This window comes from Rhizobium halophilum (assembly GCF_021648825.1).
Lineage (GTDB): Bacteria > Pseudomonadota > Alphaproteobacteria > Rhizobiales > Rhizobiaceae > Neorhizobium > Neorhizobium halophilum.
The window spans coordinates 171053-195121 of sequence record NZ_JAKJHS010000001.1 but is presented as its reverse complement, the minus strand read 5'-3'; the positions used below and the strand labels follow the sequence as shown (position 1 = coordinate 195121).

Genomic DNA, 24069 nt, shown 5'->3' with positions numbered 1-24069 from the left:
CGTCAGATCAGGCCGGCTGCCTTTGCCGCAATCTCGTCCAGTGAGGCGGCGGAGGAAGGGCCGACGGCAACATAGGTGGCCGTCGCACTCTTCCACGACATCAGAGCGATGTTATCGCGGATGAGCTCGGTGAAGCCGTCGTCATCCGGATTGTACTTGCGAAACAGGATCGAGATCACTTCGCCTTCGGAAGAGGTGTAGATCAGTTCCCCGACCGGCTGTCCGCCGGCGGCAAACAGTCGAGCGCCCTCGAATTCGAGACCGTTCGGGGAAAGGTCAGGGATGCGGAAGTTGATGCCGGTATTGGCCAGGAGCCATTCGACGATTGCGGCTGGATCGGCGGCGGACATCTCCGCAAGCTGGCCCGGCTGGCGCGAGAAGATCCGGTAGTGAGCGACGACGTCGTCCAGCCAGTCGCGGTTCTCCATCACCAGTGCCTGCGCCGGCGCAACCGGTTGTTGGCCGATCCCGTAGCCCAGGCCGCCGCCAATCGAAAACAGCAGAACACCAGCCAGGATGGACTGGAGGGTGTTGGGCCTGAACGAAAAGGACGCACGCGGCTCCGCCGGAAGCCGGACCACCTTGCGTGGAGGCGGCGTGGTCTTGATGGCACGGACGAGGTCCAGCGGGACAGGCTCCTTCAAGAGGTCGTCAAAGATCTCACGGCCCCGGTTGTTGCCGTTCTTCAGCATGTCATGAGTCGCCCGTGCTTGCGCATTCTCCCGCAGCAAGGCCTCAAGCGCCCGCTGTTCATGTGCGGGCAGTTCCCGCTCGAGCAGCGCGCTCAGACCCAGGCCGTTTCTGTTCCCCGCACTCTTCATCAAGCTCTCCGTTGAACCGTGGGCGCCGCAATGGCGGCAAAGTTCACGCGCGCCTCATAAAGGCGCAAGACGAGCGTCTCGCGGTCGACGCCGAGGATGTCGGCTGCCTCTGCGTAGGTGAAGCCTTCGACTTCAACGAGCAGGAAGGCGCTTGCCTCGCCCGCCGGCAGCCCGAGGACTATCGCCTGCTGCTCGGTTTCAGAGGAGCGGCTGGCGTCCGACACTTCGGGAGCTTTCGTGGGGCAAACTGGTGCCAGCGAGGCTGCGCTCCGCACGAGCGCGAAAAGCCATGGAAGGATGGATGGACTTTGGGATGGAGATCGCCCGCCGGTGATTGCCCTCGTACAGGCCGAGCGGACACATTCGTCGGCTGCTTCGACGCTTGGGGGCAAGGTCTGCGCAAACCGTCGCAGGCGCGGTAGAAGCGAAACGATGTGGCGCCGGATTTCGGGCGATGCGCCGGATGTCATTGTCAAATCAGCAGGCCTTGTTGACGCTTGGATGCCAGCCCCTATCCCCAAGGTGTGAAGCGAATATGGCGAGGTGACAGATACCGCTTAAAACAATCTGGCCGCTTCAGGAGCTGAAAAAAATCCGGGATCCTCTCCATAGAAGATGTGGCTGTTGTCAAGCTGGACGCCGTCTCCGGCTTCGGTGAGGGCATACCGGTCGCAGGCAAGGTTCCATGCCCCGGCACTTCCCGAGAGGCGAAACAGGTTGTAGGCAGCACGGGGCTTGGACCCGCCGGGTCCCTGCGAGGCGGAGGCGATGCCGACCACCGGCACCTGTCCATGGTGGCCCTTCAGCCAGTAGACGGTGTTCAGATGAGTATGACCGTGCAGCACGAGTTCCGCGCCGCCCGTCGAGATCGCTGCGGCGAACCTCCGGATGCCGATCATGCGCTTGTGTGACGAGGCGGCGCCGCGGATCGGCGGGTGGTGGATCAGCACGACGCGGAAGAGCCCCTCATCACCTGCCGTTTTCAGGAGGTTCACCGTTTCACGTGCCTGGCGCGGGCTGAAATAGCCGGAGGCCGAGAAGGGTGGGGTCGCAACGGAGGTGGAGCAGCCGATGATGGCCACCGGACCACGTCGCCGGATGGTGGGGAATACCTTCGTCTCGTCAGACCAGTCGCGGGTGCCGTCGTCACCGATGATATAGGGATACCACTCGTTGACGGACCGTTCGTGCGCTCCAGGAACGTAAGCGTCATGGTTGCCGGGCACGACCGTCGTATCTTCGGCATCACCCACGGATCGGAGCCATTCCCCGGCGAGTGTTGTTTCAATGCTGGTCGCGAGGTTGACGAGATCGCCGGTAATCATGAGGTGGTCCGGCTCACGGAGCTTCAGGTCGCTGATGAGCAGATCAAGGGTGTTAACGAAAAGGTGCTTGCGCCGATTCCTGTGCCAGTTCACAAAGCCGGTAATGCGCTTCGACATCAGCTCGCGGAGCGTGAGGCGTGGAAGTGGGCCGAGATGAATGTCGGAGATATGTGCAAATTTGTACATGGTGCAGACATAACGCATCACGCTAGGATTCGTTATCCTAATCCTCTTTCTTCTGGGTGATTTGCTGATGAGCGAAGGCGGTGATGAGGTAAAGAGGCTGCGCAGCTGGCTTACTTTAAGGCTGTTCCACGGCATATTCATCCTGACGCGCGGCATGACCCTTGGTGTGCGCGCAGCCTGTTTTGATCCTGAAGGCCGCGTCTTCCTTGTCCGCCACACCTATGTTCCGGGCTGGTATCTTCCAGGTGGCGGCGTCGAGAGACACGAGACGGTGCGGGCGGCGCTGGAAAAAGAACTGCGTGAGGAAGGCAACCTGTTGATGACGTCGGCGCCGGAGCTCTTCCACGTCTATTACAACAGCCGCGTCAGCAAGCGTGATCACGTGGTGCTCTACAGGGTCGACGTGGAGCAGACGGAACCACGGCTGCCGGATCGAGAGATCGCCGAGGGGCGTTTCTTTGATCTCGATGCGCTGCCGAACGAGACGACGACAGCAACTCTTTCTCGTCTTCGGGAACTACGGGGAGAGGTGCCGCCGACGGATCTCTGGTAGAAGGTCGCCGCGATCAGTGGTGGAGCAGCGCCCGCTCATGCGGAGCATCCAGATCCATCTTCGGCCCCACGGGCACTACACCGGTTGGATTGATCGTCGGGTGGCTTCGGTAATAATGCTGCTTGATATGGTCGAAGTGGACCGTCTCCGACACGCCGGGAACCTGATAGAGATCTCGCAGGTATCCGCTCAGGTTCGGATAGTCGGTGATCCGGCGGATGTTGCACTTGAAATGCCCGACATAGACGGGATCGAAGCGTACCAAAGTGGTGAAAAGTCGCCAATCGGCTTCCGTCTGGCGATTGCCAAACAGGTAGCGCTGCGTGCCGAGCCGGTCCTCCAGCATGTCCAGTGTGCGGAAGAGGGCGTGCACGTTCTCCTCATAGGCTTCCTGAGTGGTGGCGAAACCTGCCTTGTAGACCCCGTTGTTGACGGTGTCGTAGATGGTATCATTGAGTGCATCGATCTCCGTGCGCAGGCCTTCTGGATAGAAGTCGTCCGACGAGCCGGTCAGTTCGTTGAAGGCCGTATTGAGCATGCGGATGATCTCCGCACTCTCGTTGGAGACGATCGTCTGCTGCTGCTTGTCCCACAGGGTTGGCACGGTAACCCGCCCGGAATAGTTCGGGTCGGCCTTCAGGTAGACCTGGTAGAGGTAGTCCAGCCCGAAGAGGTCGTCCTTCGTGCCGCCATCCTTTTCGGAAAACTCCCAGCCGTTGTCGAGCATCAACGGGCTGACAACGGAGACTGAGATGTAATCCTCCAGCTTCTTGAGCTTGCGGAAGATCAGGGTGCGGTGGGCCCATGGACAGGCATACGACACGTAGAGGTGGTATCGACCGGATTCTGCCTTGAACCCGTCACGCCCTGTCGGCCCTGCGGAACCATCTGCGGTGATCCAGTTGCGGAACTGGGATTCTGAACGCTTGAAATGTCCCTTGGTCGATTTCGTGTCGTACCAGACGTCCTGCCATTTTCCTTCAACGAGCCTGCCCATGCGGATCTCCTTTTTGCTTCCGCTAAACTTACGGCAGGAGATTGCGATTGCGAGCCTTCGCGCGTTGAACACTGCGTTTTTCGGTTGGCGGCACAAATCTTTCCTGCTAAGGCGCATCATCACCTTGGGAAATGCCATGACCGAAGCACGGGCACTGCGACGACGCTGATCTTCTGAAGGATGCCAAACGGCATCACAAGATCGCATTGTCCTGTCCGCTCTTTATCTACGGCTTCGGTTCACCATGGCTCCGCAACTTCTCCCCAAGCACGACCTCGTCTACATGACTGAAGATGCATCGCATGACGATGTCATCGAACTCATCAATGCCGAAGCCTTCGGGCCAGGCCGGCACGCCCGTGCGGCTGCGCGGATCCGCGAGCAGGGTCCGCACGACCGGGCCTTGTCTTTCGTTTGTGCCGACGACGGGGAGACGATTGCGTCGGTGCGGATGACGCCGGTGATTGCCGGCGAGGTCCGTGGTCATCTTCTGGGTCCGTTGGCCGTGCGGCCTTCCCACAAGAACCGCGGTATCGGCCGCGAACTGGTGCACATCGCGATCGAGGCGGCACGCCGTGCAGGTTCGGAAGCCGTGATCCTCGTCGGTGATCCGCCTTATTACATGCCGCTCGGCTTCGAGAAGGTCGCCTATGGTGCCTTGACCTTCCCTGGTCCGGTTGACCCCGGCCGCGTCCTCGTGGTGCCGTTGGCGGAGAGTGTACATCCTCGGCTTGCTGGAACAATCCACTGGCGTGAGTAAACCAAGTCCTCTAAGCAGCAGATGGGCGTGCCGATGGAGGCGCTGCCCTGCTCAGACGGGGGTGATGGCATGGCGACAATCACGATCGACGAGGCTCTGGAACGCGCCGGTGCGGGAAGCTACCAGAAGCGCCTGATCGGAATTTTCGGTCTGGTCTGGGCGGCGGACGCCATGCAGGTCTTGGCGGTGGGATTCACTGCAGCATCTATCGCCACCACCTTCGGACTGACTGTACCGCAGGCACTGCAGACAGGGACGCTGTTTTTCCTGGGCATGTTGCTCGGCGCGCTTGGCTTCGGTCGGCTTGCGGACAGGATTGGTAGACGAAACGTTCTAATCGTCACCGTTTCCTGCGACGCGGTCTTTGGCATCCTATCCGTCTTCGCGCCGGACTTTGCGATCCTGCTCTTGCTGCGGTTCCTGACGGGCGTCGCCGTCGGGGGGACATTGCCAGTCGATTACGCGATGATGGCGGAGTTTTTGCCGGCGAGAAATCGAGGGCGCTGGCTGGTGCTGCTTGAAGGTTTCTGGGCCGTAGGGACGCTGGTTGTGGCGATCGCGGCGTGGATCACAAGCCTTGCCGGGGTGGAAGACGCATGGCGATACATCTTCGCCGTGACCGCCTTGCCTGCGCTGGTGGGGGTTGGTCTTCGGTTCCTGGTTCCGGAGTCGCCGCTCTACCTGATGCGTTCCGGGCGTGGGGATGAGGCGAAGTCCATCATGGATCAGATCCTCGTGGCAAATGGAAAACCACCCATGCCCGTTGGATATCAGCTTGAAACGCCGCCGCCGATCGGGGAGGTGCAAATCTTCTCCGGTACATTGCGCCGGCGCAGCCTGATGATCCTGGCGATCTGGTTTCTTGTCTCGGTGTCCTACTATGGGGTCTTCGCGTGGATACCGCCGCGGCTGGCGGGGGAGGGCTTTGGCTTTGTGCGCGGGTACGGGTTTCTTGTCCTGATCGCGCTCGCGCAACTGCCGGGCTATGCTCTCGCGGCTTACGGGGTAGAAAAATGGGGCAGGCGGCCAACGCTGATAGGGTTCTGTCTGCTATCGGCGGCAGGCTGCCTGCTCTTCGTCATCGGCGGCAGCAGTGTCATGGTCGGGGGGGCGCTGCTGCTGATGAGCTTTGCGCTGCTTGGCACGTGGGGTGCTCTTTATGCCATCACGCCGGAGCTATATCCGACCGCCTCCCGTGCAACCGGCATGGGAGCGGCCGGGGCGATGGCCCGGTTCGGTGGGTTGCTTGCGCCTTCACTGATCGGGCTTGTGGTCGCGCAGAGCTTCGGCCTGGCGGTGGCGATCTTTGCGGTCCTGCTTCTGTTTGCGGCGGTTGCAGGGTTCCTGATCGACACGGAAACGCGGGCGGTTTCGCTGACGTGAGTAGCGCTTGGGTGCCGCTCTACTTGATCTTCAGAAGGTGGATCTTTCCGGCCATCGTGATCGTATGGGCAGACTGATCGGGTTCGACGTCCGCGTCCACCGGCTGGACAAGCCCCTGCTGTCGCAGTTCGCCGAGCGTGGTGGTCGTCATGAACTTGATCTTCTGCGGGCGCTCCTTGAAGCGATCGGTGCGGGCATAGGTGACCTGGGCGTTGAGATGCGTCCACTTCTTGCCTTCTTGTGGGTAAACATTCCCGTCTTTGGCCAGTTTCAGGCCTTTTACCTGCGTGGGTGTGAGTTCGATCATTCTGTTGTTCCTAGTCATGATGGTGTTCGAGCGTTCGCCCGCCCGGCAGACGAATGCGAGCGGCGCGTTCAGCGCTGGCGCGCCTTTCGGGCGGCATAGCGGCGGTCGCGTTCTGCTTTTCGTGCAGCCTCGTCGGCAACGACGCGCGATACCCGCTCGGCGATTTCGGCCTGACGGGCCTCGGCCTCGGCGCGCTGTTCCTGTTCGGCAGCTGCCGCCACTGCGGCTGCTTCGGCAAGGATACGATCGTGTTCGGCTTGCTTCTGGGCTTCCCGCTCTGCACGCCGCGCCTCGCGTGCCTGCGCGACGGCCTCACGGGCGGCAAGCTTCTCCTGCATTTCTGGATCGGTCGGCTTAGGCGCGGATGCAAATTTTGCCAGTAGTTGACGCTTGGCCTCGGCCGCGGCTGTGCGGCGTTCGGCGAAGCCATTGTCGCTGGGGTGTCTCAAATGAAGTTCCTTTGTGAAGCTTGCGGCCGCGGCCAAAACGGCGGCCGACACAATGCAAAAAGGCCAGACATGCTGCCTGGCCCTTCAAACTCATCGCCGCGATGCCAGTACATCCGCCGTCATCGGCAGCTGGAAGTCTCAGGCAGCGCGAAGCTGACCGGCGGACATCTTGCCCGACTTATTGTCGCGCTCGAGTTCGAAGCCAAGCTTTTGGCCTTCAACGAGCGAGTTCATGCCGGCGCGTTCGACAGCCGAGATGTGGATGAACACGTCCGCGCTGCCATCATCGGGCTCAATGAAGCCGTAACCTTTGGTGGAGTTAAACCATTTTACTGTGCCAGTGGTCATAACGAACCCTTTCCTAGCGAGATTGATCACCGCCGGGCGACGCACGACGGGGTTTCGACTTTTGAGAGAAGGAAGTTCGTCACGAAGCGCAAGGCGCGGTAAAAACTATCGGCAAACAAAGTATCGATATGCTTCATTACGCCACCGGTACCCCAATGTCAACTTTTTGTTTTGGTTGCAGCGGTGAATGCTTCCTCAGGTTGTGCTCCTTCAAAAGTCGCGCCGCTTTCGATCTCGGGCCGTCGTGAGCTAGAACGGCTTTTTCAGCCAGGTGATCGCATGACCACCGTCGAGCCCCGCCAGTTCGCCGATGACGCTGTAGCCGAGCTTCACATAGAAGTCGCGCGCGTGCGGGTTCATCGTGTCGAGATAGGCGCCGCGGCAGCCGCGGGCTTTCGCTTCCTGTTCCGCCTGGGCAAGGAGACGGGTCGCCATCCCTTGCCCACGGAGATGATCCGGGACGAACAGCATCTGGACATACAGCCAGCCACGACCGGTCCGTCCGATCAGGCCGCCTTCCGGATCGCCCGACTCGTCGCGCAGGATGATGGCGATGTCCTTGCGGTCCATAGGACCGAAGCGCTCGACGTTGTAGGCGACCAGCCGATCGAGGATCGCCTTCTCTTCTTCGGGCGAGTAGGTGTCGCTGAGTTCCAGTCCGAGATGCATCGCACTCTCCATGATACAAGAGAGGGAGCGATAGCAGGCATGTTGACGCGCAAAAACCCTGCCTAGCGTCCTTCGCGCCACCACATGGCGGCCACGGCAAAGAGCAGCGCCGAGAGGCCTGCGAAGCCGGCAAAGAGTGGGATGGTGTTGACGCCGCGCAGCACCGTCTCGTCGGTGAGGCGGATAACCATGCGGTCCGGATCGTTGATGCGCACCTCGCCGCGAACCGGCAGGATGTTCGGCAGTTGGACGCCGTTGCCATCCGCGACGCGGGTGACGAGCCCCTTACTTCGCTCCGCGTAAGGCGCCAGGGTCTCTTCCGTCGAGATCATGGCGGTGAATTCCGGCGCGTCGACCGCTCCGACATGGACGAGCGTGGTGAAGTCGCCATTGGCGATCTCGAACAGGCCCGTTTCCTCCATCCGCCGATCAAGGCGGTAGAGGCCAGGACCTGACTGGGCCAGGGGGACCGTTTCTGCCCGACCGGACGGGTAGGTGATGGTGGCAGGGCCAGGATCATCGCCGATCGTCTGGCGGGTCACCTCGAGCGTTCGCCCGCTGGCCCGCGCCGTCAGCGCTTCTTCCTCCAGATCCGGTTCTTTCATCAGCCAGTGGGCGATGCGGCGATAAAGCGCCACATGTGGCCCGCCGCCCTCGAAGCCGCGCGCCCAGAGCCAGCCGTGGTCGGAGAGCAGCATGGCCACGCGACCTTCGCCTTCGCGGTTGAGCACCAGGAGCGGGCGGTTATCGTCGCCGAGCATAACTGTCTGGCCTTCCGGCGGCGGAACGTCGATCGAGCGAAACCAGCGGCCCCAGGCCGGCGGCTCCTGACCCGATCCGTCGAGACCGCGGGTGACGGGATGCTTCTGACCATCCTCGGAAAGCCGCGGGTAAAAGCCAGCGTCGTGGACTTCGCCCGTGGGGACGGCGGGCAGCACCTGAGACAGCGGTGTCGCGGCAATCGAGCTGTCGCCCGCATACTCGGGGCCGGCGGCAATCAGCAGCGCGCCGCCGTTCTGCACATATTGCGAGATGTAGTCGTAGTAGAGGATCGGCAGCACGTTGCGATGCGTGTAGCGGTCGAAGATGATGAGGTCGAAGTCCTCGATCTTCTCGACGAAGAGTTCACGCGTCGGGAAAGCAATCAGCGATAACTCGTTGATCGGCGTGCCATCCTGCTTCTCCGGCGGGCGCAGAATGGTGAAGTGGACGAGGTCGACGGAAGCGTCCGATTTCAAGAGGTTGCGCCAGGCGCGCTCGCCCGCATGTGGCTCGCCGGATACGAGCAGGACGCGCAGGTTCTGGCGAATGCCATCAATGACATGGACGGCGCGGTTGTTGACTGGCGTCACCTCGCCGGGCACCTCGGCCACGGCAAATTCCATGACGTTGTTGCCGCCGCGCGGGACGGTGAAGGAGAAGGGCGTATCGACGCCCGGGGCCGCCTGCAGCGTCGCCAGCGGCTCACCGTTCATGCTGACCATCACTTCGGCCGAGCCTCCGGCACTGCGGCCGTCGTCAAAGACGCGGAAGGTAAGCTGCTGCTCCTCTCCGACAATGCCGAAGCGAGGCGCTTTGACGATCTGCACCCGGCGGTCAAACTCGTCCGGCTGCCCGGTGATGAGCCCGTGCACCGGTGCGTTGAAGCCGAGATCCTGGTTGACGCCGGGAAGGTCGTGGATCTGCCCGTCCGTCAGGAATACCGCGCCGCCGATGCGGCCGGGCGGGACGTCGGAGATCGCCGTAGAAAGGGCGGAGAACAGTTTGGTCGACGGGGTGTCGGTATCGGCATCGTCATCGACCTCGACCACCCGGGTCTCGATGCGCGGGAAGCGGGAAAAGCGCTCCTGCAGTCCTGCCAGCGCCTGATCGGTCTGGTCATCGCGGCCGGCCGTCTCCTGGCTCTGCGAGCGGTCGACGACGATCGGCACGACGGTCGTCAGTTGCTCGCGGTCCTCCTGGGTGAGCAGCGGGTTTGCAAGCGCGAGAAGCAGGGCTGCAAGCGCCACCGTGCGGAGAAGTGCACCGCGCACCCCGCGCCAGAAGCCGAGCGTGGCGAGGATCGCTGCCAGAACGGCAAGAACCGCCATGACGGCCCAGGGAAAGAAGGGTGAGAACTCGATCGTCATGCCGTCGCGTCCTACTGGCCGAGCCGTTCGAGGAGGGCCGGGACATGCACCTGGTCAGCCTTGTAGTTGCCGGTCAGCATGTACATCATGATGTTGACGCCCGCGCGGTAGGCATATTCCCGCTGCATGGCATCGGAAGGCACGGTCGGAAGAACCGGAGAGCCTTGTGCGTCGATCGCCCATGCCCCGGCAAAATCGTTGGCAGTGATCAAAAGTGGCGTTACGCCATCGCCGGACGAGGAGAGCTCGCTGCCGGCCTGCGTCGCTTCCTGGCGGGCCTCGACCCAGAGCCGGCTTCCTGCGTATCGACCGGGAAAATCGTTCAGCAGATAGAACGAGCGGGCGAGCACATGGTCTTCCGGCGTTGGCTCCAGCGGCGGAATGTCGATATTGGCGAGAATGGCCTGCAGCCGCTCCCCATTCGGCGTCGTTGCACCGGACTCCAGGCTTGAGAATTGGTCGCGCGTGTCGAAGAGAACCGTGCCGCCGTTGCGCATATAGGCGTCGATGCGGGAGATCGCAGCGGGCGAGGGCATCGGCGCATCGGCCGAGATCGGCCAATAGATGATTGGATAGAAGGAGAGCTCGTCCGTTGCGATGTCGACCCCGACGGGTTCTCCGGGTTCAAGGGTCGTGCGGTAGGTGAGGAACTGGGTGAGGCCCTGCAGGCCCAGTTCCGAGACGCGGTCTACCTCGTCCTCGCCCGTCACCACATAGGCGAGGTGGGTGGTATCGAGGCGGTCCATAATCACCTCGTCGCCGGCCTTGGTGTCCTGTGCGTAGCCTAGCCCCGGCTGGAGGACGAGGATCAGGGCGGCGATCGCGGCAATACCTGCCGTCGCTGACCGGCTCGGGCGGGGCAGGCGTGAGAAGGCACCGTTCATGAACAGGACGATGAGGCTGTCGAGAAGAATGAGCGCGAAGGCTGCGGCGAAGAGGAACGGCCGCAGGGAACGTGCTTCCTCGCCGATCAGGCCTTCACGCGCCACGTTCATGTCCGCGGTGTTCGCGTCGAACGGCTGCAGCTCCGTGTCCGGCGCCAGAAGATTGACGGCGGTGAAGCCGTCTTCGGTCCCGTAGAGACCTGGCGGGTGATCGAAAGCGGCGACCGGTGTTCCGCTCGCCTCAATTGCAATCGGCTTGGCGATGCCGGTTTCCGTTGTAAGCGAACCGTCTGCAGTCAAGAGCCGGTAGGGGGGCAGGGCGGCTGCACCCTCGGCGCCGTTTGCCGCACTCGCAGCGCCTCCGGCCCGTGCCATCTGGACGAGCCGGCGCAACATCTCGACGAAGGTTCCGGACAGAGGCATGTTCGACCACGTGGCTTCGGCGCTGGTGTGGAAGAGAACAATGCGCCCGTTCTCCTGTTCCCGCGTGGTAACCAACGGTGTGCCGTCTTCGAGGCTTGCCCATGTGCGCTCGGCCAGATCCGGCGTCGGTTCCGCCAGCACCTGCCGGATGATGGTGACGTCTTCGGCCGGCGGCAGTCCGGCGAAGGGGCCGGTCGGCGGGAACGGGGCGAGAGACTGGGGCTCCGACCATGACATCGCGCCGCCGAGCGCGCGCTCGCCTTGGCGAAGAACGACCGGCGCCAGCGGATCGTCGGCAGGCGCTGCGGCAAGGCGCGGCCCGGCGAAGCGGATGAGTGTGCCGCCGCGCGAGATCCATTGTTCCAGCGGTTCGTAGACCTCAGCCGGTAGTCGGCCGACATCGGCCATCACCATGGCGGACGGATTGCTCTGCAGGATCTGCGGGATCGAGACGGCAAGATCAGCGGTCGTCGGTTCGATCAGGTCGGCATAGGGCTGGAGCGCGCGGCTGATGTAGTAGAGCGGCTGCAGCAGGGGTTGGAAATCGCTGCCGCTGTCGCCAGCGATGAGCGCGACGCGGCGCCGCTTGAAGCCGTCGTCAAGAAGCCGCACCGAACCCGCGGTCGCCATGTCTGCGATCTGCAGGCGGGCGAAATCGTTGCGCAGTTCGAAGGGCGCCGAGATCTCGGCCGTCGCCGTGCCGCTGCCGGGGGAGAAGCTGAGGGTGCCGGATGCCAGAGAGCGTCCCTGGGTGTCGACCGCATTGACTGCGAGGCTTTGGGCGGAGGCGGTGTTCAGTCTTGTCGCCGTAACGGACATGGAGTCGGCATTGTTGGCTGCGCCGCTGAGGGCAACCGTTCCTGCGCCGTCGCCCTCGATGATCCTCATTTCGGCAGGTGCGAGGGAGGAGAGCGAGGCGAGAGCCGCCTCATCTGACGCCCCGGCGATGCCGTCGGTCAGCATCACGAGGCTGCCTGGCTGCGTCCCGTTCAAAGCTTCCGTGATGGCCGCTGCGGTGCGCTCGCGATCGGGGACGAGTGGCTTCGGACGCGCGGCAGCGAGCTTTTCCCGAGCGGCAGCAGCGCTGCCGGGGACGGCGTCGTAGCTTGTCTCTGCCGTAAAGGCGATGGAAACGGGGATGCCGGCATCCTCCGCATCGCCGATCAAGGCCTCCGCCGTGCGGACGCGGCGATCCCAGTCGGGAGCGGTCGCCCAGCCATTGTCAATCACCAAGACGAGCGGACCACCCGTGTTCAGCGAGTTTGCGCGCGGGTTCATCACTGGGTTGGCGATGGCCAGAATGATCGCCGCGGCCAGCGCCATGCGCAACAGGGTCAGCCACCAGGGGCTCTGCGCAGGCGTTTCTTCCCGCTTGAGGACCGTTGCGAGGATGCGCAGTGGCGGAAAGACTTCCGTCTTCGGGCGCGGCGGCGTCAGCCGCAGCAGCCACCAGATTACCGGGAGGGCGAGCAGGCCGAGCAGGATCGCGGGGCTGGCGAAGGCAAAGGCGCTCATGAGCGGCCTCCGTAGCCTGTGACCGGCATTCCGGAAAGAGAGCCGTGGACCGCGACCAGAGCTTCGGAGGCGAGGTGATCGGTGCGGTGGAAGGCGAAGCTCCAGCCGAGGCGCCGCAAGGCTTCGCCCAGCGTTTCACGGCGCAGCAGGTAGGCGCGCCGATAGTCCTCACGCACGGTTTCCGCACGTCCGGAGACGAGCTTCTCGCCGGTTTCGGGATCGGTAAATTCGGTGCGCCCGGTATAGGGGAAGGTCTCTTCCGCGGGATCGGCGACCTCGACGACATGACCGCGCATGCCGCGGCGGGCGAGCGGTGCAATCCGCTCCATGATGCGGTCCGCCTCGTCGAGGAAATCGCCGATCAGGACGATATCGCTGTTGCCGCGGATCATGCTCGTGTCCGGCATGCCACTCGTCTGCGGAGCGTGCATGATTGCCGTCGCCAGCCGTTCTGCTGCGTTGCGGGAAGAGACTGGCTCCATGATGCCAGGGCAGCCGATACGTTCGCCGGAGCGCGCCAGGATCTCGGCCAGCGCCAGCATCAGGACGAGCGCACGACTTTCCTTCGAGACACTGCCGAAGGTCGACTTGTACATCATTGAAGGGGAAAGGTCGGCCCAGAGCCACACGGTGTGGGCCGCTTCCCATTCGCGGTCGCGCACATAGGTGTGGTCGTCGCGGGCAGAGCGACGCCAGTCGATAGCGGCGAAGCTTTCGCCTTCAGCATACGGGCGGAACTGCCAGAAATTCTCGCCGATGCCGCGCTTGCGGCGGCCGTGCCAGCCGGCGATGACCGTATTGGCGATGCGCTTGGCCTCGACCATGCAGTCGGGCACCAGGGCTGCACGCGCTTGCGCACGCGACAGAACCTCGCTCCCTGAAGTCTGCTGAACGATCTGGCCGATGGAAGCCAACGCAGGGTCCTTTCTAGGGCAGCCGCGTCAGCCGCGCGCCTGTTTGACGAGACCGCCGATGACGTCGCGCACCGACATGCCTTCGGCACGCGCTGCGAAGGTGAGCGCCATGCGGTGCTGCAGCACCGGCTCGGCGAGCGCGTAGACGTCGTCGAGCGACGGCGCGAGGCGACCCTCGTAGAGCGCACGGGCGCGGGCGGTGAGCATCAGCGACTGCCCGGCGCGGGGCCCTGGGCCCCAGGCGACATTCTTGTCGGTGGTGGCGTTGCCATGGCCGGGGCGGGCGGAGCGGACAAGCGAGAGGATGGCATCGACCACCTTGTCGCTGACCGGCATCTGCCGCACCAGCGACTGGATCTCCTGCAGCCGCTCGGCCGCGATGACTTCACGCGGCTTCGCCTCGGAGCGGCCGGTGGTCTCGAGCAGGATCTGCCGTTCGGCATCCAGTTCGGGGTAAAGCACGTCGACCTGAAGCAGGAAGCGGTCGAGCTGGGCTTCCGGAAGCGGATAGGTGCCTTCCTGCTCCAGCGGGTTCTGCGTCGCGAGCACGTGGAAGGGCGCCGGCAGGTCGTAGCGCTGGCCGGCAATCGTCACGTGATATTCCTGCATAGACTGGAGAAGAGCAGACTGCGTACGCGGTGACGCGCGGTTGATCTCGTCGGCCATCAGCAGCTGCGCGAAGACCGGACCCTTGACGAAGCGGAAGGACCGGCGACCGCTTTCATCCTGGTCCATTACTTCCGACCCAAGGATGTCGGACGGCATCAGGTCGGGCGTGAACTGGATGCGGCTGGAGTGCAGGCCGAGCACGGTGCCGAGCGTGGTCACCAGCTTCGTCTTCGCCAATCCCGGAACGCCAACGAGCAACGCGTGGCCGCCCGACAGCAGGGCGAGCATGGTGTTTTCCACCACCCGCTCCTGACCAAAAATCACCTTGGCGACTTCATTGCGAACGGCGGCGACATCGGCAAGCGCTCGTTCCGCTGCGGCCACGACCGCCTTGTCGTCGAGAACGGTATCGGTGGAATTCATCAGGCCCATTTCGCGCTCTCCATCAGGCATGGCTCCCGGCTTCATGCCGGGACTGCGAATCGCTGCACTGCCGCATACGCTTCTTCCAAACCAACTTATTGCCACCACAGCGGCTGACAAGCACGCCGCGAATGACTATCTCGTGACACAGATGTGCTTAGAGCGGAAGCGGGACTGAAAGATGGCAGAGGACACCATTCAGACAGCGACGGACGCCGCCGGACTGGCTGCCATGATCTCCCGTGCCGCCGAGCAGAAGGCCGGCGGAAAACCTGGCCTTCCGCCGGTCGAGAAGTGGAATCCGCCCTTCTGCGGCGATCTCGACATGAAGATCCGAGCCGACGGCATCTGGTTCTACATGGGAACGCCGATCGGACGGCAGCCGCTGGTGCGGTTGTTCTCAACCGTGCTGCGCAAGGATGAGGACGGAAAGACCTATCTGGTCACGCCTGTGGAAAAGGTCGGGATCGAGGTTGAAGACGCGCCGTTCCTTGCCGTGGAGATGAACGTGTCGGAACGGGACGGGCAGCAGGTTCTGACCTTCCGGACGAATGTCGGCGATGTCGTCGAAGCCGGGCCGGACCATCCACTTCGCTTCGAAATGACGGGTGGCCATGCGGAGCTGAAGCCCTATCTCCTGGTGCGGGGAAGGCTGGAGGCGCTGGTTTCGCGAGCGGTGATGTACGATCTGGTGGCGCTTGGTGGAACAGTCAGCATCGACGGAGAGGAAATGTTCGCCGTTCGCTCCGGTGACGAGATCTTCCCGGTGATGCCTGCGCGAGAGCTGGATCAGCTGTCGCAATGAGTGAAACAAAACCATTTTCCGCCGAGGACTTTCGCACGCGGGCGCTCAATCAGGCCGGGGCGCCGGTGGAGGAGGCATGGCGCGACCATGGCGACCACCTGCTCAATCCGGAATGGATGACGATGATCGAGGGGCTGCATCTGCGCGACGCGGCGGTTTTGGTGCCGGTGATCGATGACGGCGACGAGGCCAAGGTGATTTTCACCCAACGGACGGCGACGCTGCGGAAGCATTCCGGGCAGATCGCATTTCCAGGCGGTGCCATAGATCTGGAGGATGGTTCGCCCGAAGAGGCGGCGCTGCGCGAGGCGGAGGAGGAGATCGGCCTGGCACGGCATTTCGTCGAGCCAGTCGGACGCTTGCCGCAATATCTAGCAGCGACGGGTTTTCGAATTACACCGGTTCTCTCGGTTGTCCGGCGCGGCTTCGACCTTCGGCTGAATCCGCAGGAAGTGGACAATGTCTTCGAAGTGCCGCTTTCCTTTCTGATGGAGCCGAAGAACCACCAGCGCGGTAGCCGGATCTGGAACGGTGCAGAGCGGCATTTTTATCAGTTGCCCTATCAGGAGCGGAACATCTGGGGCATTACCGCAAGCATTGTCAGGACGTTGTACGAAAGGCTTTATGCATGACTTCAGTGGCGCAGGAGGCCTGGTTCACCGAGCCGGCCCTGACGCGGATCCTCTCCGTGCTCAACAGCGACAGTGGCGAGGCGCGCGTGGTCGGCGGTGCCATCCGTAACACGCTGATGGGCCTGCCGGTCGGGGACATCGATATCGCAACCACACTTCTGCCGCAGGACGTGATGGAGCGCGCCAAGGAGAAGGGAATCAAGGCGGTTCCGACCGGCATCGACCATGGAACCGTGACGCTGGTGGTGGAGGGGCGCGGTTACGAGGTGACAACACTGCGGCGCGACGTCGAGACCGACGGGCGGCATGCGCGGGTTGCCTTCGGTACCGACTGGACCGTCGATGCGGAGCGGCGGGACCTGACGATCAACGCGCTTTACGCAGGTGCGGACGGGGAGGTGATCGACCTCGTCGGCGGGCTTGCCGATATCAAGACGCGCACCGTGCGCTTCATCGGGGATGCCGCGACGCGGATCGCCGAGGATTATCTGCGCGTGCTGCGCTTCTTCCGCTTCTTCGCCTATTACGGCAGCGGCCGGCCTGATGCGGATGGCCTGCGCGCCTCTGCCAGGGCAAAGGACAAGCTGAAGACGCTGTCGTCCGAACGCATCTGGGCGGAGACAAAGAAGCTGCTGGCAGCACCGGACCCGTCGCGGGCGCTTCTGTGGATGCGCCAGACGGGCGTGCTGACGGAGATCCTGTCGGAAACGGAAAAGTGGGGCATCGACGCCATCCATGCGCTTGTGCAGACGGAGCAGGCGCTTGGGTGGACGCCGGATCCGCTGCTGCGGCTTGCGGCGATCGTCCCACCGGACGCCGGGCGGCTGGAGGGATTGGCAAAGAGGCTGCGCCTCTCCAGCGCCGATGCTGCCCGTTTGCAGGAATGGGCGAAGGCACCGGTATTGCCGGACGAGGTCACGGACGTCGGCTTCGATCGGCTGCTCTACCGGCACGGTTCTGGGGGACTGTCGATGCGGATCCGGCTGGCGCTCTCTAGCGCGCGCGCGGCGGCGGAAGGCGATCCGCTGTCGATGCGAAAGGCGGCCCGGCTGACCGCTTTGCTCAAGCGGTGCGGCAGTTACACGAGACCGATCTTTCCGTTGACTGGCTCGGATGTACTCGCCGCTGGCGTGCCGGCAGGCAAAAAGGTGGGCGAGATGCTGTCGTCGCTGGAGACGCTTTGGGTGGAGCGCAATTTTTCGCTGGACCGGGCGGCGCTGACCGCCCGGCTCGAGGAGTTGGTTCGACACAAGCCCTAGCTTGCGGAATCAGGCCGCCTCGGCATCATCTCTGATGCGCGCCTTGATGTTCTCGACCATGCTTTCTCGAATGATCTCTTCACCGTGCACGTTACGCATATGCTCGACGGCACGGCGGACGATCTCCGCATCTTCATCTGCCCGGGTGTGCCAAGGGCAGCCTGGGACAAGGGTACCGCATTCGAATAATCTCATTGGGTCCTCCTCTCTCGTCGGCAGACGGAAAAAGTCCTTTCCGTCTGTGTCCTTAACAATAGAGGTCTAAGGGGGTTCCCTGAGGATCAGTCCGGCATGGCCCAAGCATGGAACACGGAGGCGGACTGAAGAGGCGCCTTCCTGGCTCCCAGGATCTGGTCCCCGACAGGGGTGCCGGTGACGCCGATACGGCCCGCCAACTGCCGCCTGACTTGCTCGATGTAGAATTCGTGCGGCAGGTGTGGGTCGCTACGGAGACGTAGTTCCCGCGCGAGCCGCTCGACAAGGTCATCATTGCCCTTGAGGCGGCCCCGTTCCGATACCGTATCGAGAACGGGCTTGCGCGGCACTGGCATGTCATTCGACGCTATCATTGCGTTCCTCCTCCGGTGCTGTGAAGAGGAAGCTAGCACCAAACAGATCGCTTGAATACGCTAAATTTTAGCAAGGCGTCATATGGGCATTTGCCTGGTATCCTAGGGCCACCGCACCACCGGTGGCAGCGAGGATAGAATGGAATCGACATTGCCCCCGGTCTTCAATCCAAAGATGGTCCCGCGGTCATAGAGAAGATTGAATTCCACGTAACGCCCCCGGCGGATGAGTTGCTCGTCGCGATCGGCTTCCGTCCATGAGGTGTCGAAGTTCGCTCGCACGATCCGCGGGTAGACGAGGTTGAAGGCGCGGCCGACATCCTGCACGAAGGCGAAGTCAGCATTCCAGCCCCCCCGTTCCTCGTCCGAATGCAGCCAGTCAAAAAAGATCCCACCGACGCCGCGAGGCTCGTTGCGGTGCTTCAGGAAGAAATACTCGTCGCACCAGGCCTTGTAGCGCTCGTAATCGGCCACGGCCTCATGCCGGCGGCAGGTAATCTCCATGGCGCGGTGAAAAAGTGCCGTGTCGGTATCATCCTGTGTTCGCCGGCGATCGAGCACCGGCGTCAGATCGGCGCCGCCGCCGAACCACTGACTCGATGTGACAACCATGCGCGTGTTCATATGAACCGCGGGCACGTTCGGGTTGATCGGATGGGCGATCAGCGAGATGCCGGAAGCCCAGAAGCGGGGATCTTCGTCTGCGCCGGGCATCTGGCTACGGAAATCGGCTGAAAACTCGCCATGGACTGTCGAGGTGTGGACGCCGACCTTCTCAAAGACGCGTCCTTCCATCATCGACATGCGGCCACCGCCGCCGATCCCCTCATCGCGCTGCCAGTCTTTTGCCACGAAGCGTCCGGGGGGTTGGTCGGAAAGGGGGCCGATCAGCTCGTCCTCCAAGGCTTCGAACGACGCGCAGATCGTGCCGCGAAGGCTCTCGAACCAGGCGCGGGCCATCGCCTTCTTTTCCTCGATGTCGTCGGGCAGGTTCTTCGGCAAGACTGGCCGTTCCATCGTCAAATCACCCTGGTCACTGATTCCTGTGGGAGACAGACCTTTAGCAGCAATGGCATTGGCGGGCCAACCGGTGACGCCTTTGGCCAGTGCAGATTCGACTCGTCAGGCAGGAACATGCACGCTATCTTCCTACCGGAGAGGTAGGGTGCATGGCGAAATTCAGACCGCCGCCGCTCGACGGCTTGAAGCGCAGGATGGACAGGCATCGCCTGGAGAAGGGCGAAAAGCCCTCCGGCCTGTTCGTCCGCGAGACCTTCACGATGTCGCGACAAGATGCGCGCGTTAAGGCGCGGGAATGGTTCGATGCCTTTCCCAAGGCTGCCTATTGGACCGAAGTGGAGAGCTGGCGCCAGCTTGAAGGGGACAAGATCGAGTTCACGATGCGTCGTCTCCCGACCGCCGACTAGCCCGCGACAGCGCCGTCAGCACGTGCTCATGATGGCAAAGTCAAGCGCTGGTCTTGTCCCGGCGCAGCCGACTTTCGCGAAGAAGACCACTATCATCCAGGATCGGGTGAGCGACGGAAACCAGATGGGAGTTGATCCGCTTCAGGTCGCGCAGGATGTCGAGATGCAGCGAGCTCGTCTGCAGACTCTCCACGCGTCCATCCCGCAACCGCTCCAAATGTCGTCCTGCAGATAGTTTTTCAGCCTTGCGAACGCTTACCTTGATTTCCATCAGGTGGAGAGCAAGCTTCAGATCACCGGTGACAAAAACAGTTTGTGCCGTCCGTAAATTGTCGGTGGTCAGATCGAAGAGACCTTTGAGCTCCCGATAGCCATCCTCGGAGAACTTGAGGTTGTGGGAGACTTTCTTGCGAACCTCTTCGCACAGTCCCTTCTCGATGATGTCGCCGACATGCTCCAGGTTGATGACGTAGTCGATGATGGCGATCGATCGCCGTCCATTGTCGCCATCGCTGCCATCGCGCCCGAGCTTGGACAGATAGACCTTGACCTCCTGCTGGATACGATCGACTCGTCTCTCGAGCGATTCAATCTCACTCAAAGGTGCAAGATCATTGTTCTGGAACGCATTCTCCACCCTGATCAGCATGCGCTCGATCAAATCCCCAACGGCAAGGACTTCGCGCGTCGCATTCGCAAGCGCCACAACCGGCGTCGACAGGGCCTCCGGATCGAGAAACTGCGGACCTGTATCCGAGTCCTCTTCTGAAGGCAGCCATTTCTTCATGGCATCCGAGAGGAGTTTCGAAAAGGGCCAGGCGAGGAGGGCGAGGGCGGCATTATAGGCGAGGTGCACGTCGACGGGCAGTGCGTCACGATTGAGCTGCAACATTTCCAGCGTGTCGGCCGCATAACCCACAAGCGGGAGCGCGATCAGGCAACCAACGGCCCGCACGACCAGATTGCCCGTCGTGATCCGTCGCGCCGAAGCGGGTCCTGACAGCGTCGCCAGAACCGGCGGGATCGCGCCGCCGAGGTTCGCTCCCAGAATCAAGACGATGATGAGCGACGTCGACAGGGTGCCGGTGGAGGCGATCGAGAGGACGAGCACGACCACGGCGAGACTGGACGAGGAGGCCACCGCAAGCCCCGCTGTCAGCACCAGAGCGACAGGCCAGGCACCGTCGAGCAACCTGATGAAGGCGGCAAGGGCAGGTGAGTCTCGCATGGGCTCAGTGGCGGCCGAAAGCAGGTAAAGCGAAAGCAGCATGAGCCCAACGCCCACAAGCGCCGCCCCGCCGCCCTTGCGCACTGTGGAGCCACCGCGACCCAAGATAACCCCGGCAAGGATGAGGAGCGGCGACAACCATTCGATGCCCGTTGCGACGATCCAGGCGGTCACGGCCGTCCCAACATTGGCACCGAGCAAGACGATCTGCGCCATCCTCGCGCGGATCAGGTCGCGTTCCACGAAAGAGGCGACCGTCAGGGCGGTGGCCGTGGAGCTTTGCAAGGCGATCGTTGCAATGAAGCCAGACACGAAGGACCGCAAACCGCTTTGCGTTCCCGTGGCGAGGCCGGTGCGCAGGCGGGAGCCGAAGGCGCGCGTGACGCCGTCCTTCACCTGAGCGAGCCCGAAAAGGAGCAAGGCGACGGCGCCGAAAAGATTGATGATGACGATCGTCGATTGCATGACAATTCCGAAGCAGGCGTAATGGGGGACAAGGCTAGGTTTTCTCGCCGGCTAAGTAAATATGCCGGGGTGCCGCGTTGGAAAGAGGTGCCGCCGCACCACGCCAAGAAGCAGTAGTCGATTCATCGCCAGAGTGTTTGCCGCAAGGCCTCGCCGGTAATCATCGCGGCCGATACTGCAACGTTGATGGATCTCTGGCCCGCCACCATCGGGATCAGTATCCGCGCGTCGGCGCCGTCATGGACATGATCGGGAACGCCAGCGCTTTCTCGGCCGAACAAGAGCACATCGTCAGGCTGGAACGGGTGGCGCACGTAGGGAGTCACGGCCTTGGTGGATGGCAGCACAAGCCTGCGGCCGCTTTCAGAGCGCCATGCCTCGAATGCCTGCCAGTTCACATGTCGGACGAGGTCCACGCTCGCGAGATAGTCAAGTCCTGCGCGCTTGAGGTTTCGATCCGATATATCGAAACCGGCGGGCTCGATGATGTCGACCCCCAGGCCGAGGCAGGCGGCAAGCCGTAAGATCGTGCCGGTGTTACCGGGGATATCGGGTTGGAAAAGTGCAATGCGAAGGTCGGACATGAGCGGTTGACAGCGAAAGAAGGGACCGAGGCGGATTATAGCGAGCGCAGGGGGAGATCAAGCAACGCAGCATATGGGCGTGTGCTCCGGTTGCCATCTTTGGCACTTCCAAATGACGACAATCGGCGATACAAGATCGACGTGTTCAACGCCAGCGCCAGGAGGCCACCATGGATATTGCCGTGCACATCTGCCTTCCGGCCCGGATGCGTCCAGCGTCCGTCTAGGCACTCGCGGTTACCGCGGCCTCTTCTTCGATATCCTGCATTGCGTGGGGCCCAAGCGGTCCTAAATCAGTTTTCGGTCGTCCGCTTCGCTCCTTCGGAGCTGTTTCCGGCACGCCATCTTATGGAGAATACCATGTTTTCCTGGTTCGAGCGGCGCATCGATCCCTATCCGGTCGATCCGCCCAGTTTGCCGCCAAAGGGACTCTTCGCCTTCTGCTGGCATTATACGAAGCCGACCGCGCCGTGGCTGCTGGTGCTCGGCCTCTGCTCGATGGTGATCGCAATTGCGGAAGTTGTGCTCTACCAGTTCCTCGGCAATATCATCGACTGGCTGTCAAATGCGAACCCCGACACCTTTCTCGCACAGGAGGGTGGACGGCTGGTGTGGATGGCCGCCGTCCTTCTTCTTTTGCTGCCGCTAGCAGGGGCGCTCCATACGGTGACCATGCACCAGGTGCTGGCCGGCAACTTTCCCATGATCGCCCGCTGGCAGATGCACCGCTACCTGTTGCGTCACTCGATGACCTTCTTTGCCAATGAGTTCGCTGGCCGCGTTTCGACGAAAGTGATGCAGACCTCGCTCGCCATCCGCGAGGCGGTGATGAAGATCATCGACGTTTTCGTCTACGCAATCAGCTTCTTCATTTCGATGCTGGCACTGGTGATCGTTGTCGATTGGCGGCTGGTTCTGCCCCTGATCGCGTGGTTCGTCTTTTACAGCCTTATCCTCCGGCACTTCATTCCGAAGCTCCGGAAGCTGTCCAGTGAGCAGGCGGATGCGCGCTCGAACATGACCGGCCGCATCGTCGACAGCTATACGAACATCGGCACCGTGAAGCTATTCTCGCATGCAGGTCGGGAGGAGACCTATGCACGTGAGGGGATGGACGATTTCCTGGGCACGGTTCACCGCCAGATGCGGCAGATCTCGCTCCTCAACATCTGCGTCGACCTCAACAATGCGATCACCATCTTTGCGGTGGCGGCGTCGAGCATCGCTTTCTGGCTGACCGGAGAAGTTTCCGTCGGGTCCGTCGCGGTCGCGATCGGACTTGCTATGCGCATCAACGGGATGTCGCAGTGGATCATGTGGGAAGTGTCCGCCCTCTTCGAAGCGATCGGCACCGTTTATGACGGCATGTCGATGATGACCAAGCCGCACGAGGTGACCGACGCTCCCGCCGCCCAGCCGCTGCGCACGCAGAAGGGCCATATCCGCTACGACAACGTCCGCTTCCACTACGGCAAGGCAAAGGGCGTGATCGAGGATCTGACGCTCGAGATATCAGCGGGCGAGAAGGTCGGGCTCGTCGGGCGTTCGGGGGCAGGCAAAACGACGCTGATGAACCTGCTGCTGCGTTTCTACGATCTGGAAGCCGGCCGCATCACCATCGACGGACAGGACATCTCGACCGTTTCGCAGGAAAGCCTGAGGGCGCTGGTCGGCGTGGTGACACAGGATACGTCGCTCCTGCACCGTTCGATCCGCGACAACATCGCCTACGGCAAGCCGCAGGCGAGTGACGCGGAGATCATCGAAGCCGCCAAGCGGGCGAATGCCTGGGAGTTCATCCAGGGCCTGTCCGACATGCAGGGGCGCGTGGGGCTCGATGCGCATGTCGGCGAACGGGGCGTGAAGCTTTCAGGCGGGCAGCGGCAGCGGATCGCGATCGCGCGCGTCTTCCTCAAGGACGCGCCGATCCTGGTCCTCGACGAGGCGACCTCGGCGCTGGACTCCGAGGTGGAGGCGGCGATCCAGGAGAACCTGTTTGCCCTGATGCAGGGCAAGACGGTGATCGCGATCGCTCACCGCCTGTCGACCCTGACCGAGATGGACCGGCTGATCGTGCTCGACAAGGGCCGCATCATCGAGATGGGAACCCACCAGGAACTGGCATCGGCCGGCGGCGTCTATGCCGATCTCTGGAGCCGCCAGTCAGGCGGATTCCTTGCAGACGACGCGGAAGCAGAAGCGGCGGCGGAATAGCAAAGCTGCCACTGTTAAGTTAAACCAGGGCCCGCTCGGGAAACGGGGCGGGCTTTCTGCTGTTCCACGTCGTCATTCCGGACAATCCGAGGCTGCAGGGAAGGCGCCCTCGGCCGGTAACGCATTGTTTATGCAAAGCTGTCACGAAAACGGCGGTGCCCGGCACCTCCCGCCAATCTCCTTTCCGGATT

25 protein-coding genes are annotated in these 24069 nt (G+C 62.5%); 8 read left to right on the top strand and 17 right to left on the bottom strand.

Translation table 11 applies throughout. From position 1 onward, the window contains the following. Positions 1 to 2 precede the first annotated feature (2 nt). From LXM96_RS01015 to LXM96_RS01005, 3 genes are all read right to left on the bottom strand, one after another. Complete coding sequence (locus LXM96_RS01015; RefSeq protein ID WP_239996364.1) at positions 3 to 821, bottom strand: anti-sigma factor family protein; 819 nt, start codon at positions 819 to 821, stop codon at positions 3 to 5. Then, positions 821 to 1291 (bottom strand): RNA polymerase sigma factor, encoded by a 471-nt coding sequence (locus LXM96_RS01010; RefSeq protein ID WP_239996363.1) that lies wholly within the window; start codon positions 1289 to 1291, stop codon positions 821 to 823. The genes LXM96_RS01015 and LXM96_RS01010 overlap by 1 nt, the downstream gene beginning before the upstream one ends. Before the next feature lie 87 nt (positions 1292 to 1378). Continuing rightward, entirely contained in the window at positions 1379 to 2332 is a 954-nt protein-coding gene (locus LXM96_RS01005; RefSeq protein ID WP_239997170.1) for a metallophosphoesterase family protein, read from the bottom strand. Positions 2333 to 2399: 67 nt separating this feature from the next. Here LXM96_RS01005 and LXM96_RS01000 point away from each other — a divergent pair, with 67 nt between their 5' ends. Further along, a complete protein-coding gene (locus tag LXM96_RS01000; RefSeq protein ID WP_239996362.1) occupies positions 2400 to 2885 on the top strand; it encodes an NUDIX domain-containing protein in 486 nt (161 codons plus the stop codon). A 13-nt stretch (positions 2886 to 2898) separates the two neighbouring features. Here LXM96_RS01000 and LXM96_RS00995 read toward each other — a convergent pair whose 3' ends face one another. Then, positions 2899 to 3882 carry a glutathione S-transferase family protein gene (locus LXM96_RS00995; RefSeq protein WP_239996361.1) on the bottom strand — a complete coding sequence of 328 codons (984 nt, stop codon included), beginning with the start codon at positions 3880 to 3882 and terminating at the stop codon, positions 2899 to 2901. A 244-nt stretch (positions 3883 to 4126) separates the two neighbouring features. Here LXM96_RS00995 and LXM96_RS00990 point away from each other — a divergent pair, with 244 nt between their 5' ends. Beyond that, positions 4127 to 4642, top strand: a complete 516-nt coding sequence (locus LXM96_RS00990; protein ID WP_239996360.1) for a GNAT family N-acetyltransferase — start codon at positions 4127 to 4129, stop codon at positions 4640 to 4642. A 69-nt stretch (positions 4643 to 4711) separates the two neighbouring features. Continuing rightward, positions 4712 to 6025 (top strand): MFS transporter, encoded by a 1314-nt coding sequence (locus LXM96_RS00985; RefSeq protein WP_239996359.1) that lies wholly within the window; start codon positions 4712 to 4714, stop codon positions 6023 to 6025. Between the two features lie 19 nt (positions 6026 to 6044). Here LXM96_RS00985 and LXM96_RS00980 read toward each other — a convergent pair whose 3' ends face one another. The 8 genes from LXM96_RS00980 to LXM96_RS00945 form a co-directional block, all read right to left on the bottom strand. Further along, complete coding sequence (locus LXM96_RS00980; protein ID WP_239996358.1) at positions 6045 to 6332, bottom strand: hypothetical protein; 288 nt, start codon at positions 6330 to 6332, stop codon at positions 6045 to 6047. A gap of 68 nt (positions 6333 to 6400) precedes the next feature. Further along, positions 6401 to 6781 (bottom strand): DUF6481 family protein, encoded by a 381-nt coding sequence (locus LXM96_RS00975; protein WP_239996357.1) that lies wholly within the window; start codon positions 6779 to 6781, stop codon positions 6401 to 6403. A gap of 138 nt (positions 6782 to 6919) precedes the next feature. Continuing rightward, a complete protein-coding gene (locus LXM96_RS00970; RefSeq protein ID WP_239996356.1) occupies positions 6920 to 7129 on the bottom strand; it encodes a cold-shock protein in 210 nt (69 codons plus the stop codon). A 249-nt stretch (positions 7130 to 7378) separates the two neighbouring features. Further along, positions 7379 to 7798 (bottom strand): GNAT family N-acetyltransferase, encoded by a 420-nt coding sequence (locus tag LXM96_RS00965; protein ID WP_239996355.1) that lies wholly within the window; start codon positions 7796 to 7798, stop codon positions 7379 to 7381. A 62-nt stretch (positions 7799 to 7860) separates the two neighbouring features. After that, entirely contained in the window at positions 7861 to 9927 is a 2067-nt protein-coding gene (locus LXM96_RS00960) for a hypothetical protein (protein ID WP_239996354.1), read from the bottom strand. A gap of 11 nt (positions 9928 to 9938) precedes the next feature. Continuing rightward, a complete protein-coding gene (locus tag LXM96_RS00955) occupies positions 9939 to 12749 on the bottom strand; it encodes a DUF4159 domain-containing protein (RefSeq protein ID WP_239996353.1) in 2811 nt (936 codons plus the stop codon). Then, entirely contained in the window at positions 12746 to 13663 is a 918-nt protein-coding gene (locus LXM96_RS00950; RefSeq protein ID WP_239996352.1) for a DUF58 domain-containing protein, read from the bottom strand. The genes LXM96_RS00955 and LXM96_RS00950 overlap by 4 nt, the downstream gene beginning before the upstream one ends. Positions 13664 to 13690: 27 nt before the next feature. Continuing rightward, entirely contained in the window at positions 13691 to 14704 is a 1014-nt protein-coding gene (locus LXM96_RS00945; RefSeq protein WP_239996351.1) for an AAA family ATPase, read from the bottom strand. 172 nt (positions 14705 to 14876) lie between these two features. Here LXM96_RS00945 and LXM96_RS00940 point away from each other — a divergent pair, with 172 nt between their 5' ends. From LXM96_RS00940 to LXM96_RS00930, 3 genes are read left to right on the top strand one after another with little or no spacing between them, the layout of a single operon-like run. Continuing rightward, positions 14877 to 15500 carry a DUF1285 domain-containing protein gene (locus tag LXM96_RS00940; protein WP_239996350.1) on the top strand — a complete coding sequence of 208 codons (624 nt, stop codon included), beginning with the start codon at positions 14877 to 14879 and terminating at the stop codon, positions 15498 to 15500. Beyond that, positions 15497 to 16132: a CoA pyrophosphatase gene (locus tag LXM96_RS00935; protein ID WP_239996349.1), complete on the top strand. Its 636-nt coding sequence runs from the start codon at positions 15497 to 15499 to the stop codon at positions 16130 to 16132. Before LXM96_RS00940 ends, LXM96_RS00935 begins: the two co-directional genes overlap by 4 nt. Continuing rightward, a complete protein-coding gene (locus LXM96_RS00930; RefSeq protein WP_239996348.1) occupies positions 16129 to 17391 on the top strand; it encodes a CCA tRNA nucleotidyltransferase in 1263 nt (420 codons plus the stop codon). The genes LXM96_RS00935 and LXM96_RS00930 overlap by 4 nt, the downstream gene beginning before the upstream one ends. 9 nt (positions 17392 to 17400) lie before the next feature. On the opposite strand, the gene LXM96_RS00925 is transcribed toward LXM96_RS00930, so the two are convergent. The 3 genes from LXM96_RS00925 to hemF form a co-directional block, all read right to left on the bottom strand. After that, positions 17401 to 17586: a DUF1059 domain-containing protein gene (locus LXM96_RS00925; protein ID WP_239996347.1), complete on the bottom strand. Its 186-nt coding sequence runs from the start codon at positions 17584 to 17586 to the stop codon at positions 17401 to 17403. 86 nt (positions 17587 to 17672) lie between these two features. Next, the gene (locus tag LXM96_RS00920) at positions 17673 to 17960 is read right to left on the bottom strand and encodes a hypothetical protein (protein WP_239996346.1); all 288 of its coding nucleotides are present in this window, start codon (positions 17958 to 17960) and stop codon (positions 17673 to 17675) included. A 102-nt stretch (positions 17961 to 18062) separates the two neighbouring features. After that, positions 18063 to 18977, bottom strand: coding sequence for an oxygen-dependent coproporphyrinogen oxidase (hemF, locus tag LXM96_RS00915; protein WP_239996345.1), 915 nt, complete (start codon positions 18975 to 18977; stop codon positions 18063 to 18065). A gap of 152 nt (positions 18978 to 19129) precedes the next feature. Here hemF and LXM96_RS00910 point away from each other — a divergent pair, with 152 nt between their 5' ends. Then, positions 19130 to 19387, top strand: a complete 258-nt coding sequence (locus tag LXM96_RS00910; protein ID WP_239996344.1) for a hypothetical protein — start codon at positions 19130 to 19132, stop codon at positions 19385 to 19387. A gap of 40 nt (positions 19388 to 19427) precedes the next feature. On the opposite strand, the gene LXM96_RS00905 is transcribed toward LXM96_RS00910, so the two are convergent. Then, positions 19428 to 21080 carry a Na/Pi cotransporter family protein gene (locus tag LXM96_RS00905; protein WP_239996343.1) on the bottom strand — a complete coding sequence of 551 codons (1653 nt, stop codon included), beginning with the start codon at positions 21078 to 21080 and terminating at the stop codon, positions 19428 to 19430. 122 nt (positions 21081 to 21202) lie between these two features. Continuing rightward, a complete protein-coding gene (locus LXM96_RS00900) occupies positions 21203 to 21664 on the bottom strand; it encodes a tRNA (cytidine(34)-2'-O)-methyltransferase (RefSeq protein ID WP_239996342.1) in 462 nt (153 codons plus the stop codon). A gap of 360 nt (positions 21665 to 22024) precedes the next feature. Here LXM96_RS00900 and LXM96_RS00895 point away from each other — a divergent pair, with 360 nt between their 5' ends. Continuing rightward, positions 22025 to 23878 (top strand): ABC transporter ATP-binding protein, encoded by a 1854-nt coding sequence (locus tag LXM96_RS00895; RefSeq protein WP_239996341.1) that lies wholly within the window; start codon positions 22025 to 22027, stop codon positions 23876 to 23878. The last annotated feature ends 191 nt before the right edge of the window (positions 23879 to 24069 follow it).